Source organism: Archangium lansingense (assembly GCF_026626635.1).
Lineage (GTDB): Bacteria > Myxococcota > Myxococcia > Myxococcales > Myxococcaceae > Archangium > Archangium lansingense.
This window is the reverse complement of sequence record NZ_JAPNKA010000001.1, coordinates 1,155,012-1,170,552: the sequence shown is the minus strand read 5'-3', so window position 1 is coordinate 1,170,552 and position 15,541 is coordinate 1,155,012. Positions and strand designations below refer to the sequence as shown.

The 15,541-nt window shown below is 68.7% G+C and carries 15 protein-coding genes; 10 read left to right on the top strand and 5 right to left on the bottom strand.

Features of this window, described 5'->3' with window-relative positions; translation table 11 throughout:
- The first annotated feature begins 21 nt into the window (after positions 1–21).
- The 3 genes from OV287_RS04750 (at position 22) to OV287_RS04740 (ending at position 3,206) form a co-directional block, all read left to right on the top strand.
- Entirely contained in the window at positions 22–1,461 is a 1,440-nt protein-coding gene (locus OV287_RS04750; protein ID WP_267532778.1) for an aldehyde dehydrogenase family protein, read from the top strand.
- 9 nt (positions 1,462–1,470) lie between these two features.
- Positions 1,471–2,097 carry a phenylalanine--tRNA ligase beta subunit-related protein gene (locus OV287_RS04745; protein WP_267532777.1) on the top strand — a complete coding sequence of 209 codons (627 nt, stop codon included), beginning with the start codon at positions 1,471–1,473 and terminating at the stop codon, positions 2,095–2,097.
- A gap of 80 nt (positions 2,098–2,177) precedes the next feature.
- Complete coding sequence (locus OV287_RS04740) at positions 2,178–3,206, top strand: phosphotransferase (protein WP_267532776.1); 1,029 nt, start codon at positions 2,178–2,180, stop codon at positions 3,204–3,206.
- Positions 3,207–3,225: 19 nt separating this feature from the next.
- Here the strand turns inward: OV287_RS04740 and OV287_RS04735 are convergent, their stop codons facing one another.
- Positions 3,226–3,723: a gluconokinase gene (locus OV287_RS04735; RefSeq protein ID WP_267532775.1), complete on the bottom strand. Its 498-nt coding sequence runs from the start codon at positions 3,721–3,723 to the stop codon at positions 3,226–3,228.
- Between the two features lie 309 nt (positions 3,724–4,032).
- On the opposite strand from OV287_RS04735, the gene OV287_RS04730 reads away from it, so the two are divergent.
- Positions 4,033–5,457, top strand: a complete 1,425-nt coding sequence (locus OV287_RS04730; RefSeq protein ID WP_267532774.1) for a serine/threonine-protein kinase — start codon at positions 4,033–4,035, stop codon at positions 5,455–5,457.
- A 95-nt stretch (positions 5,458–5,552) separates the two neighbouring features.
- Positions 5,553–6,386: a hypothetical protein gene (locus OV287_RS04725; RefSeq protein WP_267532773.1), complete on the top strand. Its 834-nt coding sequence runs from the start codon at positions 5,553–5,555 to the stop codon at positions 6,384–6,386.
- An 18-nt stretch (positions 6,387–6,404) separates the two neighbouring features.
- Here the strand turns inward: OV287_RS04725 and OV287_RS04720 are convergent, their stop codons facing one another.
- The 3 genes from OV287_RS04720 to OV287_RS04710 form a co-directional block, all read right to left on the bottom strand.
- A complete protein-coding gene (locus tag OV287_RS04720) occupies positions 6,405–8,492 on the bottom strand; it encodes a neutral/alkaline ceramidase (protein ID WP_267532772.1) in 2,088 nt (695 codons plus the stop codon).
- 50 nt (positions 8,493–8,542) lie between these two features.
- Positions 8,543–9,721: a two-component system sensor histidine kinase NtrB gene (locus tag OV287_RS04715; RefSeq protein WP_267532771.1), complete on the bottom strand. Its 1,179-nt coding sequence runs from the start codon at positions 9,719–9,721 to the stop codon at positions 8,543–8,545.
- A gap of 145 nt (positions 9,722–9,866) precedes the next feature.
- A complete protein-coding gene (locus OV287_RS04710) occupies positions 9,867–10,487 on the bottom strand; it encodes an acyltransferase (protein ID WP_267542290.1) in 621 nt (206 codons plus the stop codon).
- Between the two features lie 167 nt (positions 10,488–10,654).
- On the opposite strand from OV287_RS04710, the gene OV287_RS04705 reads away from it, so the two are divergent.
- The 5 genes from OV287_RS04705 (at position 10,655) to OV287_RS04685 (ending at position 14,740) form a co-directional block, all read left to right on the top strand.
- Complete coding sequence (locus OV287_RS04705; protein WP_267532770.1) at positions 10,655–11,245, top strand: hypothetical protein; 591 nt, start codon at positions 10,655–10,657, stop codon at positions 11,243–11,245.
- Positions 11,246–11,281: 36 nt separating this feature from the next.
- Positions 11,282–11,905, top strand: coding sequence for a head protein (locus OV287_RS04700; RefSeq protein WP_267532769.1), 624 nt, complete (start codon positions 11,282–11,284; stop codon positions 11,903–11,905).
- Positions 11,906–12,088: 183 nt separating this feature from the next.
- The gene (locus tag OV287_RS04695) at positions 12,089–12,679 is read left to right on the top strand and encodes a hypothetical protein (RefSeq protein ID WP_267532768.1); all 591 of its coding nucleotides are present in this window, start codon (positions 12,089–12,091) and stop codon (positions 12,677–12,679) included.
- 40 nt (positions 12,680–12,719) lie between these two features.
- The gene (locus tag OV287_RS04690; protein ID WP_267532767.1) at positions 12,720–13,343 is read left to right on the top strand and encodes a head protein; all 624 of its coding nucleotides are present in this window, start codon (positions 12,720–12,722) and stop codon (positions 13,341–13,343) included.
- 128 nt (positions 13,344–13,471) lie between these two features.
- Positions 13,472–14,740, top strand: coding sequence for a GAF domain-containing sensor histidine kinase (locus OV287_RS04685; protein ID WP_267532766.1), 1,269 nt, complete (start codon positions 13,472–13,474; stop codon positions 14,738–14,740).
- On the opposite strand, the gene OV287_RS04680 is transcribed toward OV287_RS04685, so the two are convergent.
- On the bottom strand, positions 14,735–15,481 hold the full coding sequence (locus OV287_RS04680) for a phosphatase PAP2 family protein (protein WP_267532765.1): 747 nt from the start codon (positions 15,479–15,481) through the stop codon (positions 14,735–14,737). The two genes, OV287_RS04685 and OV287_RS04680, sit on opposite strands and share 6 nt — an antisense overlap.
- Positions 15,482–15,541 lie beyond the last annotated feature (60 nt).

Sequence of the window (15,541 nt, the reverse complement as noted above, 5' to 3'; positions counted from 1 at the left end):
GCCTTTCAAGGAGATGACGCAATGCGCGTGGTGAGCATGGAAGAGCAGTCCCAGAAGAACCCCTTCCGGGAAACCTTCGAGCGTCTTCAGGCCCGGCGCTGGGAGGTGTCGAGGTCGAGCGCGAAGGAGCGCATCGAGAAGCTGAAGAAGCTGCAGCGCGCCGTCATCGAGCGGCGTCAGGCGCTCTATCAGGCCATCCACGCGGACTTCCGCAAGCCGGCGGCCGAGGTGGAGACGAGCGAGATGCTGCTGGTGTTGCTGGAGCTGAAGCACGCCATCAAGCATCTGGAGAAGTGGATGAAGCCGCGCAAGGTGGGCACGCCCGTGCTGCTCACCGGCACGCGCAGCGAGGTGCACTACGAAGCCAAGGGGGTGGTGCTCATCATCGCGCCGTGGAACTACCCCTTCCAGCTCACCGTCTCCCCGCTGGTGGCGGCGGTGGCGGCGGGCAACTGCGTCGTCATCAAGCCCAGCGAGAAGACGCCGCACACGGCGAGCTTCCTCGCGCAGCTCATCCGCGACGTGTTCGACCCGTCGGAGGTGACGGTGGTGGAGGGAGGCGCGCCGGAGAGCCAGGCGCTGCTGGAGCTGCCCTTCGACCACTTCTTCTTCACCGGCGGCCCGAAGGTGGGGCGCAAGGTGATGGAGGCGGCGGCGAAGCACCTGGCCGGAGTGACGCTGGAGCTGGGCGGCAAGTCGCCCGCGGTGGTGGACGAGCACGCGGACGTGAAGGCCGCGGCCGAGCGCATCACCTTCGGCAAGTTCCTCAACGGAGGCCAGACGTGCGTGGCGCCGGACTACGTGCTGGTGCACAGCTCCAAGGAGCAGGAGTTCCTGGAGCGGGTGCGCGAGACGCTGGAGCGCTTCTACGGGAAGACGGAGGAGGCGCGGAAGGGCAGCCAGGACTTCTGCCGCATGGTGGATGACGCGCAGTTCGCCCGGGTGAACCGACTGCTGGAGCGCTCGGTGGCCAGCGGGGTGCGCGTGGTGGCGGGCGGCGTGGTGGACGCGACCAGCCGCTACATCGCCCCCACGGTGCTCGCGGACGTGAAGCCGGAGACGCCCATCATGGAGGAGGAGATCTTCGGCCCCGTGCTGCCGGTGCTGCGCTACGAGCGACTGGACGATGCGGTGCGGCACATCCGCGCGGGCACCAAGCCCCTGGCCATGTACATCTTCAGCCAGGACAAGCACTCGGTGGACCGTCTCGTTTCGGAGACGTCCGCGGGAGGCACGTGCGTGAACACGACAGTGGTGCACCTGACGAACGCGGACCTGCCCTTCGGCGGCATCGGCGAGAGCGGCGTGGGCAACTATCACGGCGAGTACGGCTTCCGGACCTTCAGCCACGAACGGGCGGTGCTGCGTCAGGGCCCCGTCGCCTTCCTGCAGACCTTCTTCCCGCCGTACACGGACAAGGCGAAGAAGATGCAGCGCATGGCCAGCCGCCTCTTCGAGTAGAAGGACGGCGTGCTCACCGTCGATCCCCATCCCCTGCTGGACACGGTGGCCTTCGAGGCCACCTTCTCCTCGCCCCTGTCCGCGCAGCCCTCGCCCGAGTGGCTGGTGGCGCTGTTGAAGCTGGAGGCCTCGGCTCCCCTGAGTGCCGATGACGCGGTGCGCGGCGCGGTGAGAGACCTGCTGCGCCACGGCGGCTACAAGCCCACGGGCCGGGGTAAGCCCGCCTCGGAGTACCTGGTGCGGGCGGCGGGGGATGGGACGCTCGGCTCCATCAACGCCGCGGTGGACGTGTGCAACGCGGTGTCGCTGCACAGCGGGCTGCCCATCAGCGTGGTGGACCTGGACCGGGCGAAGCAGCCCCTGCGCATCGGCATCGCCCCCGAGGGGGCCTCGTACGTCTTCAACGCCTCCGGGCAGACCATCGACCTGGCGGGCCTGCTGTGCCTCTTCGACGCAGAGGGCCCCTGCGCCAACGCGGTGAAGGACGCGCAGCGCACCAAGACCCAGGCCGATACGCGCCGCACCCTCACCGTGCTGTGGGGGACGAAGGCCCTGCCCGGACGCACCGAGCAGGCCTTCACCTGGTACCGCGAGCTGCTCGAGCGGCTGGGCGTGGCGGTGGAGCGGCGGTCCTGAGCGCGCCGGACCTCACGTCCCTGCTGGCCCACGGGGCCCGTGCGCTGTCCGCCGCCTGGGGCCGCCCGGTGCTCCTCAGCGTGCCCGAGCTCCTCAAGACCGAGTCGCGCAGCGTGGTGGTGCGTGCCCAGGTGCGCGGCGGCCCCGTGCCGGCCGTCATCCTCAAGCACTTCCGGGATGATCCCGTGTGCGGGCTCGACGACCTGGCGGGCGTGGACTTCCTCTCCCGCCAGGAGCTGGAGTTCGGGCCCCGGCTGCTCGCATCCGACGTGGACGCGCGCCTCTTCATGCTGGAGGACCTGGGACGCGGACGCTCGTTGGAGGAGCTGCTGAACGGAGAGGACGTACGCGCGGCCACCGGAGGGCTGATCTCCACCGCGCGGCTCACCGGCCAGCTCCACGCACGGACCCTGGGCCTTCAGTCCGAGTACGAGCTCGTCCGCCAGGCGCTGCCTCCCCGGCCCGAGCGGGTGCGGGTGGAGAACGCGCGCTTCCTGTTGGACCACGAGGACCGGCTGCTGCGCTGGCTCGCGGCGGTGGACGCCAAGGCGGCTCCGGGCCTTCACGAGGACCTGGAGGACGTGGCGCGCACGCTCGCCGACCCGGGCCCCTTCCTCGCCTTCACCCACGGGGACATGGCCCCGAGCAACGTCCTCTTCACCCCCAGCGGCCCGCGCCTGCTCGACTTCGAGTACGCGGGCATGCGTCACGCGCTGTACGACGCGCTGATGTGGCTCGTCACCGTGCCCTTCCCGGACGAGCTCGTGGCCCGCGCCGACATCACCTACCGCATCACCCTCTCCTCGCACTGCGAGGCGGCCCAGGCGGATTCGGCGTGGACCCGGGCCCGAGCCACGGTGGCACTGGCGCGCACGGTGAATCTCTTCCAGTGGCTGCACCCGCGCGTGCTGGAGGAGGACCGCGAGTGGGCCCCAGGCATGTCCCAGCGCGCCGCCCTCCTGCACCACCTCGCGCGCTGCCGGGCCCTGCTCGCCCCCACCGAGGGTTTCACGGGACTGGCTCGCACGTTGGAGTCGCTGGAGGCCCGCCTGCGCGAGCGCTGGACCGTGCCGTCCTTCGTGTGGCCCGCCCTCCACGAGCTGGAGTGAGGCGCGAAAGACTCAACGCTCAGGAGGCCGTCCCCAGCCGCAGCTCTCGGAGAAGGGTGGCCACCAGGGTGTCCGGGTCCGCCGAGGCCTCCAACTTCAGCGCATCCTCTGGAACCTCCAGCGCCATCAGCTGGCTGTCGAGCAGCGCCTGCGGCATGAAGTGGCCCCGCCGCGCCTTCAGCCGCTCGGCGATGAGCTCGCGAGGCGCATGCAGGTACACCCACCGCTGTCGCGCCGCGTCCACCGTCAACTGCGCCCGGTAGGAGCGCTTCAGCGCCGAGCACGCCAGCACCAGGCCCTCCCCGGCCGCCAGCGCGTTCTGGAGCAGCTCCCGCAGCACCGCCAGCCAGGGCGCCCGGTCCTCGTCCGTGAGCGGAAGCCCCGCGGCCATCTTCGCGATGTTCCCCGGGGGGTGGAAGTCATCCGCGTCGCGGAACCGCCACCCGAGCGCCGCGGCGAGCCGCTGCCCCACCGTCGTCTTCCCCGACCCGGACACTCCCATCACGATGACGACCACGCGCGTGTCCTCCACTGCGCCAGGTGCGGGCTTCGCCCTACTCCGCACGACACCTTTTGCACATCCACCACCCCCGGGCAGCAAGAGCAGAAGATCGATTTAAACCCGGGAGATGTGGAAGTTTTGATCAATCCTACTCGGCTTCAGCTGAACGAATTGAGCACCTCTTTCGAGGGCTCAGCGCACGTGCGCTGGTGGGCATTACAAGCCCCTGATTTCCGGCCACCACACACACGCTGCGACCTCCCTCGGCGTCCTCCTGGGCTCTCAGGAACGGAGCATGACGCTTGCAGGTGTTGGGTAGCCTCCATGTACTGCGAGAACTGTTCGTCAGAACATCCCGCGAGCCTCTCGTGCGATGAGCAGGACACCTGGACGGGAGCTGAGTCCTCGGACTCGGTTCCGCGAACGATTCCAGCCCTGTTCGATCTGCGGGGCCGAACGCTTGGGCACTATCGGCTCACCCACCTGCTGGGCAGCGGGGGAATGGGCACGGTGTACCTCGCCGAGCAGACCATCATCGGCGCCCGGGTGGCGGTGAAGGTGCTGCACCCGAACCTGGCCCAGGACGCCCGGCTGCGCGCGCGCTTCTACGCCGAGGCGCGCACGGTGAACCTCATCGGCCACCCCAACATCGTCCGCATCTTCGACATCAATGAGTCGGAGGACGGGCTGCACTACTTCGTCATGGAGTACCTGGACGGCACGCCCCTGTCGCGGCTGCCACGCCCCACGGAGCCGGGCCTGGTGGCCTGGTTGCTCGCCCAGGCCTGTGACGCGCTGGAGGCAGTGCACCGCAGCGGCGTGGTGCACCGAGATCTCAAGCCGGACAACCTCCTCATGGTGCAGCGCCCCGGAGAGCGCCCCACGCTCAAGGTGCTGGACTTCGGCGTGGCCAAGGCGCTGCACGACACGGGCAACCAGGAGCAGACCATGGCCGGGCAGGTGTTCGGCACCCCCGCGTACATGGCCCCGGAGCAGTGGGCGGGACAGCCCGTGGATGGGCGCGCGGACGTCTACTCGCTGGGCGTGACGGGCTATCTGCTCGTCACCGGCCAGCTCCCCTACCCGCGTGGACAGCTCGCGGAGCTCGTCCTCTCGCCGGAGCCGCCTCCTCCACTGCGTGCACCCCACGAGCTGGCGCCCGCCGTGCCGGAGGCGCTCTCGCGCGCCCTGCTGCGTGCCTTGGCCCGCAGCTCGTCGGAGCGCTTCGCCAACGCACTCGAGTTCAAGAAGGCCCTGCTCGCCGCCGTACAACCTGCGCCGCGGCCCCAGGCCTCCCACGCCACCGCCCTCGCCCAGACTCCCCGCGCGCGCGCCGCCACGCCCATTCCCGCGATTCCCACCCCGCCGGATCCCAATGACCCCACTCCGCCTCCCACGTGGACGGCCCGGGTGCGCCGCAGCCAGGACTCCGGCTCGGTGGTGGTGCACTGCAGCGAGCTCAGCCGCGGCGGCCTCTTCATGTGCTGCGCCGAACCCTTCCCTCAAATCTTCACCCGCCTCGAGTTCACGCTGTTGATTGGCGGCGAGGAAGTGGAGTGCGTGGGCGAGGTGGTGCGGCACGTGGACTCGGCCCAGGCGCGCGCCTGGCGCATGTCTCCGGGCGTGGGCCTCCAATTCGTCAACCCCTCACCCCGGCTGCGCGAGCTGCTGATGCGGTTGCATCCTTCGCACCGTCAATCCGCGGCCTCCCAGCAGGCAGGCGTGAAAGAAGCCCTCGCGCTGATCTGAGCCGCGCCCCCCTTGTCCTCTTCGCGTCATTGCGGGGAGTGGGAACGTCGGGCGCCCGACGGCGGCGAAGTCAGGACAGGACGCCTGCGGTACTCATGCATACCCTCATGTGCGCCATGATGCGCGGACCTGAGACGGCGACCCGGGGGGGTTGGAAGCTGGTGCTCGTGTGCGCTGTGCTGCTGGGAGCCTGCCGGGATCCGGCCACGGCCTCGGGCACGGCGCTCTACGTCACCACGCACTTCGAGCCCACGTTGCTGCTCACCCAGGTGCGGGTGGGGGGCGCGGTGGAGCAAGCAGCGCCCTTCGGGCCCCACGTGCTTCCGGAGGAGCCGACGCGGCTGCTCTCCAGCGGGGAGACGTTGCGCGTGCTGCTGGGGGACGTGCCCAATGGCATCCAAGCGAAGGTGTCCGTCGAGGGACTGCGCGACGGAAACGTGGTGGCCCGGGGCGAGAGCACCGTGCAGGTCCGCGATGGGTACGAGGTAGGGGTGACGCTCCGGCTGGAGCCCACCACCTCGGACACCTTCTGCCTCGGGTGCAATGGCTGCTGCCAGAATGGCGTGTGCACCAACGCCACCCAGGAGACCTGCGGCGCGGGCGGCAACGCGTGCGTGGCGTGTGACGCCGTGAGAACCGACACCTGCGATGCCCGCGGCATCTGTGTCTGCGGCTCCAACCCCGCTTGCAGCGAGCTGACTGTGGACCACTGCGTGAACGGGCAGTGCAGGTGCGGCAGCGGCGGCCCGTGCGCCCAGGGACAGGAGTGCGTGGACGGGATGTGCCGGTGCACGGCCAACTCGTGCGGTGGCTGCTGCTCGGGCAACACCTGCGAGCCGGGCAACACGAAGGACAAGTGTGGCAAGGACGGCGGGGTCTGCAAGAAGTGCAACAAGAGCTGCAACGCGCAGCGCGAGTGCACGAACTGAGACCGTGCCGGCGTCGGCTCACTTCACCGTGAAGGTGCGCGAGGTGCCTCGGTACGGGCGCACCCGGCCATCCCAGCCGGACTTCCAGTCGCCCTCGTGGACGATGCGGTAGGTGCCTGGGGCGGCGTCCAGAGGAATGGCCCACTCGATGAGGACGTGCGAGCACGCCAGGGTGGGCAGGCAGTAGCCGCGCCGCCACGTGTACTTCGTCTCCCAGTCCCAGTCGTACGCCACGTCCTCCCACAGCAGCAGGCCCGCGCGGCGCTGCACGCGCAGGAAGGTGCCCTGAAGGCGCAGATTGTTCTTCGGGTGCCCGCCCCAGAAGGTGACTCGCACCGTCTCGCCTCGCGCGTAGGAATCGCGCGCATCGGCGAAGACGTCTCCAAATGCAACCCACAGCGGCTTGTCGTCGAAGAGGACGCCGGGCCGCAGGCGGCTCTGCTGCTGGCACAGGTCGCGCGGCGTGGGGCCTGGGGGCACGGACGACCCCTCGCGCAGGGCCCGCGCCAACTTGTCGAACTCCTGCTGTAGAGCCGCCAGCGTCCAGGGCCCGAAGTGGGTGGAGGCGCCCTCGTACTCCTGCCGGGCGTACTCCTCTCGCGTGGCGACGTAGCCGGCGTAGGCGTTGGACAGTCCCGCGATGACCACCTCCGTCACCCCCGCTGGCGCCAGTCGTGCCCGCACCGTCTCGCGCAGGCGGCGCCCCGCCATGGTGGTCAGCTCGAAGGGCACCGCCACCAGCGCCACATTGCCCACCGTGACGAGCTGCATCGGCAGCACCTCGGGGCTCCATGGGAAGGGTTTCAGCGTACCCATCTCCAACACGATGGGCTTCTCCGCCTGGCAGGCCGTGGTGGTGGTGGCACAGGTGAAGGCGCTCCACACGTCGTGCATGGCGGCGCACGTCGCGCCCTCTCCGCCTCCCACGCCCGGCCCGTCCTCCGCGCCCGACAGCATGGAGATGCCGATGGCCGCCGGGCAGGTGTGCGCCGGCTCACCTTCCGTGAAGGCGGGCCCCACCGTGACGTCGTCCATCTTCACGTAGACGTGCCGATAGTCCACCCCGCCGGTGAGGGGCGTGGTGGCGCTCGAATAGAGGGAGGCGGCACGCTCGTACTGCTTGCGGCCAGAGAGCTCCGTGCTCTCGAAGTCGTCCCGCCCCCCGCCGTCCTCGCCCCCGAAGATGTTGGGCGTCACATCGCCCTCGTTGCCCTGCGCGAAGGCGGCCACGAAGGTGTCTCCGGTGGCGTCGTAGCGCGTGCCCTTCTCCTTCTCGAAGAGATAGGAGGCGTACCCCTTGTTGTCGCCGCTGACGTACTGGTTGTACTGCCCCATGGACGTGGGGTGCACCGCGAACCAGTTGATGAGCCCCACCTCCGCGCCCGACTCCTTCGTGAAGCGCAGCAGCGTCATCCGCTTGTCCGTGTCGTACGCGTAGCGCGCGCGCTCCTCGGGCGGGTTGAGGCGGTAGGCCTCCGTCGAGCGGTTGCGGCTCGCATCGAGCAAGTCCCCCGCCGCCAGGGTGATGCGGCCCGGCGCCAGGTGCTCGTGGGCGCGGACGATGGACTGGTAGATGCCTTGGACGATGGCCTCGAAGTTCTTCAGCTCGAAGCCGAACGTGCTCAGGTTGTAGAGCGCGTAGTGTGAATAGCCCCCGGGCCCGCTGTGCGTATGGGTGGCGCTCAGCAGCACGTTCTCATCGGAGTAGAGCGGCCCGAAGGTGGCCTTCAGCCGCTGCACCACCTGCTGCTTCACGCCCTGGAACACCATGCCCAGGTCCGCGCTCACGAACACCACGCGCTTGCCGTTACAGGGCGAGGCGATGACGAAGGCGCGCGAGCGCAGGCGCTGGTGGATGCCCGCCGTCTGCTGCTTCAACTCCACGTAGCCCATCATCCCCACTTCGGCGGCGGGGCCAGTGATGTCGTGGATGCCACTGCCGATGAGGAACGACTGCTGCCCGGCGCAGGTGCCTCCGAGCCCCTGTCCGCCCCTCCCCACAGGGAGCCCGCCGTCCGTCCGCTCCTCGCGGGAGCCTCGTTGGCCGCAGGCGGCGAGCACCAACGCGAGCGCGAGCGCACCCAGACGGATGATGGATGGACGCACAGCCACCTCCAGCCAGAGCCCAGCAGCGGCCCTACCCGGAGGTTAAGAACTCACGAGGCCAGCGGCAGCGTCACGCGGAAGACGGTTCCCCGGCCCACGGTGGACATCACCGTGATGCTGCCGCCGAGCCCGCGAATGATCTCCCGGCTCACCGAGAGCGCCGGCCGAGCCTCGTGCGTCGTGAAGAGCGGCTCGAAGACCTGGGAGAGCTGCTCGGGGGAGATGCCATCACTGGTGTCATGCACCTCGACGGCCACGAAGCCCCCACCCGCATCGCGGGTGACCAGCCGGACCTCGTTCTCCTCCGTGTCGCCCCCATCGCGCAGCGACAGCACCGCGTGGAGCACCAGGTTGAGCAGGGCCTGACGCAGCCCGCTCCCACTCCCAGCCACCAGGGCCCGGGCGCCGTAATCGCGCACCAGCCGCCCGCGCGAGCGCAGTGTGCTGGAGACCAGCTGCCCCACCGAGTCGAGCAGCGTGTTCAGGTCCACCGGTCCCTGGCCGGACTCTGAGCGGACGCTGCGCAGGTTGCCGATCAGCTGCCGCAGCCGCTCGGCGCCCTCGCGCACCTCGCCCACCGCCTCACGCCACTCGGCCACCTGGGAGGCGGGAGCAGAGCCAGCGATGTCCCCCATGCTGGAGAGCAGGTAGTCCAGGTTGGCGAGCATGAAGGCCAGCGGGTTGTTCATCTCGTGCGTGAAGCCCGGCACGAGCATCCCCAGGGTGGCCAACTTGTCGGACTGCTGCAGCCGAGCCTGGAGCTGCCGGCGCTCGGTGACGTCCGCGAGCGTGCCCAGCACCTCGCCCTGACCCGTGGGCGAGCTGTGCGCGGCCAGCTCCACCCACCGGGGGCCACCAGCGGCCAGCAGCTTGAGCTCGAGCCGGAAAGAGGCCTGGATGCGTGCGGCGATGGCGCCCAGCAGGGCCTCCACACGCGGCCGCTCCTCGGGGTGCACCATCTCCGCCAGCGGCTGGCCGAGCACATCCTCCACGGGCAGGCCGGTGAGGGCCGTCCACGTGGGGCCCAGGAACGTCAGGTTGCCCTGACCATCGAGGTGGAAGACGACCTCGCTGAGCTGCTCGGCCAGGAAGTGGTAACGCAGTGCGTCCGCTGACAGTCCGGAGCGCAGACTCTCGGCGAGCGCGAGCAGGCCCAGGCGGGACACTGCACCACGCGACTGGCGCTCGTCCTCGAAGGCGATGGCCTGCGACAGCTGCTGGTACGCCATTACCGCGCTCCTTTCCCCCGGGGAGCTGCTCAGTCGGAGATGGCGCACAGCATAAGGCCCACGAATGAAATCACGTCAATTCGCGTACGCTCCTATCGCGCTGGTTTCTCAGGAGTTGACAGAAATCCGGGTAAAAGTCCGGTGGTTACTGATCGGAATCGTCCGGTGGTGACCAAGAGGCGCTGGGAGTGCCGGAGCGGCGGCGCTCGCGGCGGTCGCCAATGACGCGAGCGGGGACGCCGGCGACGATGGCCCAGGGAGGCACATCCCGGGTGACAACGGCCCCCATGCCGACAATGGAGTGGTCGCCGAGGCGCACCCCATCGGTGATGCCAGCGTTGGCGCCCACCCACACGTCCTTGCCGAGCACGATGCCGCGGGAGGTGACGGGCTGTTCGCGCACGGGGCGATCCGGGGCGAGGCCGTGGTCGAAGGCATAGAGGGTGGCGCCGGTGGCGATGCGGCTGCCCTCGCCGATGTGGATGCCGGCGGCACCGCCATCGAGGCTGACACGCGCGTTGAGGCTGACGCCGGCCTCGAGCACCACGGGCCCGTGCACGAAGGTGTTGGCGGCGATGCTGACTCCGGGGCCGATGATGCGGATGGGTCGGCCCGGCTCGGCGAACAGGTTTGCGTCTGGAGAGATGAAACAGCCCTCGGCGATCTCCACCGTCTCCAGCTCGCGCAGCCTGTCCTGCACCTCCTTCTGCCAGGCCTCGGCCCAGGCGCGGTGACGCGGCTTGAGCGTGAAGTAGAGCCACGGCATCCAGGAGAGGCGCTGCTTGTGCTGCTCACGGCGGCGAGCGTCGAGATCGTCCACGGCGTTTGACTACCACGGCCGCGCATGGGGCGGGCACCGCGCCGCGAGCCCGAGGGACAAGTGTTGAGGCGAGTGGCACGCCGTGCTACCCGCCCTCCCATCTGAAGACCCGTATGGCTCCCGCAAGACTCATCGCCTCGACCCTCTGCCTGCTGCTCGCCTCGTGCAGCACCACCCGCTCCGGCGCCGCTCCTGCCGCCGAGGAGCTCACCCGCTATGTGCTCGTCCTCGAGGAGTCGCCCGGCGGCCAGGTCACCGAGCACTGGCGGCATGCCGAGGAGTTCGACCTTTCGTGGTACCCGTTTCCCACGAGCGCCCGTGCATCGACGTATGGACGCATCGTGCGCGTAGCGAAGACCTACCAGCGTGACTGTGATGCGGAGAAAGACCAATGCATCGACATGTGCATGAGCCGCCCTCTGCCTCGGGGGTTCGGACACATCAGATCTGGAGGGCGGAAGATGGGTGGAAAGGATCAGTGGTGCCGCGAGCAATGCCAACAAGCCTACGATGACTGCCTGGAGTTGGAGGGCCGTCAGCGCCAGGAGTTCTCGGCCGTGGACGAAGCCATCGACTGGTTGAAGCGCCATCACCAGGGCCTGCTGGTGGGCAGCATTGTCGTCATCGCCGGGGTTGCCTTCGTCACGGTTTCCGCCGGAGCGGGGCTCGTGGTCCTCGCACCCACGGTGCTCCTGGCATCCTGACGAGCCCTGCTCAGCTCCACATCACCGAGGCATCATATGAGACCCAAAAGCCCCGTCTTCGAAGCCATCAATCTTCTTGGCTTGATTCATGAGAAGACCGAGTCCGCCGAGGAGAAAGAGTTGCTTCTCACTGCGGCCGATGCGCTCCAATTCATCATTACAACGGGCCAACGGTATGAACTCGACGACTACCGCCAGGAGCTCAAGACAGAAGGGCCCGAGATGGTGATCGCCTCTTTCACAACGCGCGAAGAGGCGGAAGCATGGCTGAAGAACCACCCCAAACCGCCCTACATGGCCCTCGTGCTGATCGCGGACCAGTACCACGTCGTCATGTATGACCGTGATGACAACTTCCGCAAGCTGGTCTCCACCCACTCCATCGAGTACCACTTCGAGGAGATGATGAAGGACGGCCGTCCTCCTCCTCCGGTGGCCAGCTTCGACACCCGGGAGCAGGCCCGGGCCTGGTTCTACGGCCTGCCCGAGCGGCCCTCACAGGCCGTCATCCAGCTCGGGGGCGAGCCCTATCTCGCGGCGTACCATCGCAACATCGACCACCTCGCCTTCCACCCCTTCTCCCTCTTCGAGCGGTTCGAGGAGTGGCGCAAGACACTGAACGAGAAGAAGGTGCCCGAGGACCCCGAGCCGCAGTCCTGACCCTCGCCCCCCTCCTCCCCCCGCCGGAGGTCCACGGGTGGACAGCAGCTTGAGCCCGAGCCGGAAGGAGTCCTGGATGCGCGCGGCGATGGCGCCCAGCAGGGTCTCCACACGCGAGCCCGAGGGACAAGTGTTGAGGCGAGTGGCACGCCGTGCTACCCGCCCTCCCACCTGAAGACCCGCATGGCTCCCGCAAGACTCATCGCCTCGACCCTCTGCCTGCTGCTCGCCTCGTGCAGCACCACCCACTCCGCCGTCGCTCCCGCCGCCGAGGAACTCACCCGCTACGTGCTCGTCCTCGAGGAGTCGCCCAGCGGCCAGGTCACCGAGCACTGGCAGCATGCCGAGGAGTTCGACCTCTCGTGGTACCGGTTTCCCACGAGCGCCCGTGCATCGACGTACGGACGCATCGTGCGCGTCGCGAAGACCTACCAGCGTGACTGTGATGCGGAGAACGACCAGTGCATCAAGATGTGCATGAGCCGCCCTCTGCCTCGGGGATTCGGACACATCAAGTCCGGGGGAAGGGGAGAGGGCGGAAAGCTGGAGTGGTGCACCACTCAATGCAAACAAGCCTACGCTGACTGCCGGGAGTTGGAGGGCCGCCAACGCCAGGAGTTCTCGGCCGTGGACGAAGCCGTCGACTGGTTGAAACGCCATCACCAGGGCATTCTGGTGGGCAGCATTGTCGTCATCGCCGGAGTGGCCTTCGTCGCGGTTTCCGCCGGAGCGGGGCTCGTGGTCCTTGCGCCCGCAGTGCTTCTGGCATCTTGATGAGCCCTGTCGGCTTCTCACTCCATCACCAAGGCATCACATGAAAGATGAAGCCCCCACTTTCGAGGCAATCAATCTCCTCGGCCTGATTCTTGAGAAGACCGAGTCCGAGGAGGAGAAGGAGCTGCTTTTCACCGCAGCCGAGGCTCTCCGATTCATCGAGACGACGGGCCAGCAGTATGACTTCGTGGACTATCGACAGGATCTCAAGACAGAAGGGCCACAGATGGTCATCGCCTCTTTCGCGACGCGCGATGAGGCGGAGGCGTGGCTGAAGAACCACCCCAAACCACCCTGTAGGGCCGCGGTGCTGATCGCGGACAAATACCACACCGTCTACTATCGGCGAGACACCAACGACCGCACGATGCCCTCCACTCCAGGCATCGAGTTCCATCTCGAGGAGATGATGAAGGACGGCCGTCCACCTCCGCCGGCGGCCACCTTCGACACCCGGGAACAGGCCCGGGCCTGGTTCTACAGTCTGCCCGAGCGACCCTCACAGGCCGTCATCCAGCTCGGGGGCGAGCCCTATCTCGCGGCGTACCATCGCAACATCGACCACCTCGCCTTCCACCCCTTCTCCCTCGTCGAGGGACTGAAGGAGTGGCGCAAGAAGATGGAACAGGAGCGGACCCCGGAGGACCCCGAGCCGCAGTCCTGACCCTCGCCCCCCTCCTCCCCCCGCCAGAGGGCCACGGTCGGACAGGGGCGCCCCGCCCAGGAAGTCCTGGGAAGCCTCCATGTGGTCGGGCATGGTTGGCGCGAGTCTCCTCTCCGGAGAACGAACCCATGAAGGTAGCCCCCCCGCATCCCCAGGAGGAAGCGCGCCTCGCCGCGCTGGATAACCTCGAGATCCTCGACACGCTGCCCGAGGTCGGCTTCGACGACCTGACGCGCCTCGCCTCGCAGCTGTGCGAAACGCCCATCGCCCTGGTGTCCCTGGTGGACCACTATCGGCAGTGGTTCAAGTCCCGCGTCGGGCTGGAGGCTCCCGAGACGCCGCGCGAGCTGGCCTTCTGCGCCCATGCCATCCTCGGCGAGGAGCTCTTCATGGTGGAGGACTCCCACAATGACGAGCGCTTCCATGACAACCCGCTCGTCACCGGGGGACCGCATGTGCGCTTCTACGCCGGCATCCCCATCAGGGGCGCGGCCGGCCTCAACATGGGCACCCTGTGCGTCATCGACCATGAGCCGCGCCGGCTCACCCCCGCCCAGCAGTACGCGCTGGCCGTGCTCGGACGCCAGGTGGAGGCCCAGCTGCTGCTGCGCCTGCGAGTACGCGAGCTAGAGCGGCGTGAGGAGGAGCTGCGCTCGCAGCGCGACACCCTCGCCCACATCCAGAACCAGAAGGATGAGCTGCTCCACAAGGTGATGCGCGACTTCAAGGCGCCCCTGGCCAGCATCCTCACCAATGCCGCCTTCACGCTCTACCGCCCGCACCTGCCGGAAGACGTGCTGCGCGCCTCGCGCGACATCCGCGACGCGGCCGACACCCTGCACCGCACCACGTCCAACCTGCTGGACGCGAGCGGCGACGAGACTACCCTCCCCCTCAACACCTCGCAGTTCGACGCCCACGTGCTGCTGTCCGAGGTCGCGCGTGACTTCCAACAGCGTCTGGTGAGCTCTCCGCGCCGCTTCACCCAGTCCGCCAAGCTGGTGGAGCCCCTCATCACCGCGGACCGGGAGCTGCTGCGCCGTACGCTCGTCAACCTGCTGGACAACTCCTTCCAATACACCGCACTGGGCAGCAGCCGGGTGACGCTCGAGGCCTCCAACCCCGAGCCCGGTCTGCTGGAGCTGCGCGTGCGCGACGAGGGCCCCGCCATCGCCCCCGCTGCGCGCGCTCACCTCTTCGAGGCCCACCTGCCCGACGCCCACACGCCCAGCTCCGGGCGCGCCGAGGGCAGCAACCGACTCGCGCTCGCCTTCTGCCGCCGCGCCGTCCAGGCTCACGGCGGGTGGCTCTGGGTGGAGGACAACCACCCCAAGGGCGTGGCCTTCTGCATCCGCTTGCCCGTGCGCCCCCACGGGCCCTTGTACTCCGGCTCATGAGGGCGCGGTCTCTCCCCGGGACTCTTCTCGCAACCCGGGGCTGCGACGCTTGACGGCTCGGGCCAGCAAGGCCGTCAGCAGCGCCCAGGCCAGCCCCGCCATCCACCCGCCCAGCACGTCCGTCGGGTAGTGCACCCCGAGGTACACCCTCGTCAGGCCAACGAGCAGCGTGAGTGACAGCGCCACGCCCACCAGGTACGCCCGCAGCCACCGCCGCTCGACGAGCTGCGCCAGCAACGCCCCCAGCGTCAGGTAGACGATCGCCGACAGCATCGCGTGCCCGCTGGGAAAGCTCTCCGTCAGCACGTGCGTGAGGTGCGGCACCACCGTGGGCCTCGGCCGGGCGAACAAGCTCTTGAGCAGCGTGTTCACCAGCGCCCCGCCCACCGTCGAGCCCACCACCAGCGCCAGCGACCTCCAGCGCCGCACCAGCACCAGGAAGCCCGCGACCGCGCACACCACCAGCGTCAGCACCGACACGCTGCCCAGCGCCGTCACGTCCCGAGCCGCCTCGGCCAGCCACCTCGGGCCGCGCGGCTCCTCCGGGTTGTCCGCGCGCCTCAGCGACAGCAGCACACGCTCGTCGAAGTGCTGCGTCTCCTGCTCTCGCACCTCGTCCGACAGCCCGATGAAACCCAGCCCCACCGCCGCCAGCGTCAACAGCGTGGCCAGCAGACCAATCCCGTCGGCTCCCAGCTTCCCGTGGAAGCGCACCCATAACTCCCTCGGTGCGAGTTGCATGCGCCCACTATGGTCACACACCGGGAGTGCTCCCACCTGTGCGGAGTCTTGGCGACCCCG

What these genes read in the sequence shown, in the direction of transcription:
- OV287_RS04715 (WP_267532771.1), bottom strand. Translation starts at nt 9,721, where the DNA reads ATGGCGTACCAGCAGCTGTCGCAGGCCATCGCCTTCGAGGACGAGCGC.
- OV287_RS04710 (WP_267542290.1), bottom strand. Translation starts at nt 10,487, where the DNA reads ATGCCGTGGCTCTACTTCACGCTCAAGCCGCGTCACCGCGCCTGGGCC.
- OV287_RS04690 (WP_267532767.1), top strand. Translation starts at nt 12,720, where the DNA reads ATGAAAGATGAAGCCCCCACTTTCGAGGCAATCAATCTCCTCGGCCTG.
- OV287_RS04700 (WP_267532769.1), top strand. Translation starts at nt 11,282, where the DNA reads ATGAGACCCAAAAGCCCCGTCTTCGAAGCCATCAATCTTCTTGGCTTG.
- OV287_RS04730 (WP_267532774.1), top strand. Translation starts at nt 4,033, where the DNA reads ATGTACTGCGAGAACTGTTCGTCAGAACATCCCGCGAGCCTCTCGTGC.
- OV287_RS04695 (WP_267532768.1), top strand. Translation starts at nt 12,089, where the DNA reads ATGGCTCCCGCAAGACTCATCGCCTCGACCCTCTGCCTGCTGCTCGCC.
- OV287_RS04685 (WP_267532766.1), top strand. Translation starts at nt 13,472, where the DNA reads ATGAAGGTAGCCCCCCCGCATCCCCAGGAGGAAGCGCGCCTCGCCGCG.
- OV287_RS04725 (WP_267532773.1), top strand. Translation starts at nt 5,553, where the DNA reads ATGCATACCCTCATGTGCGCCATGATGCGCGGACCTGAGACGGCGACC.
- OV287_RS04750 (WP_267532778.1), top strand. Translation starts at nt 22, where the DNA reads ATGCGCGTGGTGAGCATGGAAGAGCAGTCCCAGAAGAACCCCTTCCGG.
- OV287_RS04705 (WP_267532770.1), top strand. Translation starts at nt 10,655, where the DNA reads ATGGCTCCCGCAAGACTCATCGCCTCGACCCTCTGCCTGCTGCTCGCC.
- OV287_RS04680 (WP_267532765.1), bottom strand. Translation starts at nt 15,481, where the DNA reads ATGCAACTCGCACCGAGGGAGTTATGGGTGCGCTTCCACGGGAAGCTG.